2 protein-coding genes are annotated in these 2,650 nt (G+C 64.1%); both read left to right on the top strand.

Annotated features, from left to right (window positions below):
* Window positions 1–888: 888 nt before the first annotated feature.
* Window positions 889–1,821: a Bug family tripartite tricarboxylate transporter substrate binding protein gene (locus AC1DY5_RS50635; protein WP_478121851.1), complete on the top strand. Its 933-nt coding sequence runs from the start codon at window positions 889–891 to the stop codon at window positions 1,819–1,821.
* A 26-nt stretch (window positions 1,822–1,847) separates the two neighbouring features.
* The coding region (locus AC1DY5_RS50640; RefSeq protein ID WP_478121852.1) for an NAD(P)H-dependent flavin oxidoreductase at window positions 1,848–2,650 on the top strand (803 nt) is incomplete at its 3' end.

The raw sequence follows: 2,650 nt of genomic DNA on the forward strand, positions 1-2,650 counted from the left end.
CGCGCGGACCACTGCGGGCGCCGTTTCGAGTCCTTGGTTCATGAAGATTGTCTCCGTTTGTCGAATGGGCCGTTGATCCTTGGAGTGTGGTTGCGCCGGCAATCCCCGGCTTGTCAATACGTGACAGCCACTTATCCTTTGGTGCCAATTTCCACCGAGAGTTCCGATATCGTCACTGGTGCGCGCTGCGAGCCTCACCAACTCCAGCGAGATCGCCCGCGCCGGGGCCTGGACCCTGGCCGGATGCTTTTCGATGCGGGGCTCACCGGCCAGCGCGCCTTATTGCCACGCGTGGCCCTTTAGCGCAGACACCGAAGGGCAGCTTCCTGGAGCGGCTTTGGAATCACGCTCCCGGCCATGAGCGGCTGTTTGATCTGCTGAGTCGAACGTCAGGTCTAGTTGCAAGCGGCCATTCAGATGAGGAATTGCCAGCAGCCTCTCTTGTTCAGAGGGCATGGGGATCTGAAGTGCCGATGACGGTGTACTCGGGTAGGCGGTTGAATCCAGCTCGACCCAGCGACCAATCGCTGCGGTCTGATGCCATTTGGGCGTGCGGATTCGGACCATTCGTGCCGTTTCTCAAGAGCGCCTTGTCTCGCCAACGCAGGCAAATGACAAGTTCCGAAGCCGTAGCGCACCTGCGCGCCATTGGGGCCTGACCCAGCGCCTGCGGCAGCTGAGCGCGAACGCACATACAGAGATTTCGCTGCACTACCAGCGATCCGGTGCATCCCCTTGCATAGATGGCCGGACGCGGGAACTCTCATACAAATCGTCAATACTAGTGGACAACAACAACCAACTAGATTACAGTGTCCACCATAGCACGGCGCCGCCGCGCAATTGAAGGAGACGAGATTGATCACATGGTTCAAGAACGGAATCTGGTTGGCGGCCTTGCTGTGCATGGGCTTGGCCCAGGCCGCATTTCCTGAGAAGCCRATCACGCTTGTGGTGCCGTTCGCCGCGGGCGGCCCCGCGGATGCAATGGCGCGCACCCTCGCCCGGGCCATGGGCGCAAGGCTTGGCCAGCCTGTCGTGGTCGACAACAAGCCAGGCGCGGGCGGTCTGATCGGCATTTCGGCAGTCGCCCGCGCACCAGCCGACGGCTATACGCTGGGCATGGCAGGGACGGGGACCATGATCTATGCCCCATTCATCGCCAAGATGCCTTTTGATCCGCTCACAGGCGTGACGCATTTGAGCACCATGGTGCGGACGCCTAATCTGCTGGTCGTTCCGCCCGATTCCCCATTCAAGACGGTGGCCGACCTGGTGCAAGCCGCCAAGCGCGAACCGGGCAAGTTGAGCATCGCGTCGGCGGGCGTCGGCAGCAGCACTCACGTCGTCGGGGCGCTGTTCCAGCACGAGGCTGGCATTCGCCTAAACCACGTGCCGTACAAGGGCGCGGCGCCCGCTGTGCAGGACCTCATGGGCAAGCAGGTGGAAATGTTCATCGCCGAGGTGCCCGCGGTGGCCCATCTCGTGAAGGCAGGCAAGCTGCGCGGGTTGATGCTGACGGACACCAAGCGCCTGCCTGGCCTTCCCGACATCCCCACCGCGACCGAGGCAGGGCTGCCCAAGGTTCTCGCCGACGGCGCCTACGGCCTGGTCGCGCCTCCGAAACTCCCCGCCGACGTCGCCAGGAAGCTCGTCGAAGCTGCCACCGATGCGATGCGATCCGCCGAAGTGGCCTCGAAGTTTGCCGAGCAGGGTGGCATCGCTCAGCCAGGCACCCCTGACGCTTACCGGGCACTGCTCAAGTCCGAGCAGGAGCGCTGGGGTCCGGTCATCAAAGCGGCGGGCATCACTGCCGAGTGACACACACCTCCAAAGGAATCCACGACATGAGCATCAAGACCAGAATCACGGAACTGCTTGGCATCCGCTACCCCATCGTCCAGGCGGGAATGAGCTGGGCCTCCTCCAGTTCGCTGCTGGCAGCCACCGTGTCCAAGGCCGGCGGGCTGGGCGTCATCGCCGCCGGGCCGATGCGGCCGGACGATCTGCGCCGCGCTATCCGCGAGCTGCGTGAAATCACCGACGCACCCTTCGCGGTGAATGTCGCGCTGTACAACAAGCGATCCGCGGAGCACTTGGCCATCGTTCTGGAGGAAGGTGCCCCGGTCATCATCGCCTCCCAGGGAAGCCCGCGCGAGCACATCGGCCGCTTCAAGGAAGCCGGCGTGAAATGGCTGCACGTGGTGGCCCATCCGGATCACGCCCGCAAAGCGGAGGCGGCGGGCGTGGATGGGTTGATCGTTGTCGGCGGTGAGGCGGGCGGCCACCCGCCGCCGAGCGGGACCAGCACGCTGGTGCTCGTGCGCCTGATCGCGAAGTCGGTCAGCATTCCCATCGTCGCAGGCGGCGGTGTGGTCGACGGCGCAGGCGTGGCGGCCATGCTGTGCCTCGGCGCGGACGCAGTGCAGATGGGCACACGCTTCCTGCTGACACCCGAAGCAACGCTGCATTCTGCCTACAAGCAAAAGGTCCTCTCGGCCGGTGTCGGCGACACCACCCTGGTTGGCTGGCGTGGCCTGCCAATACGGGCGGTTCGCAACGACTTCACAGCGGAGTACGAAGCAGCAGAGCGCGCTGGCCAATCGCGCGAGGCCCTGGAGGCGTTGTTCGGCAGCCGTTCTCTCAAGAT

The sequence above is a fragment of the Variovorax sp. P4_D9 genome (assembly GCF_056401695.1).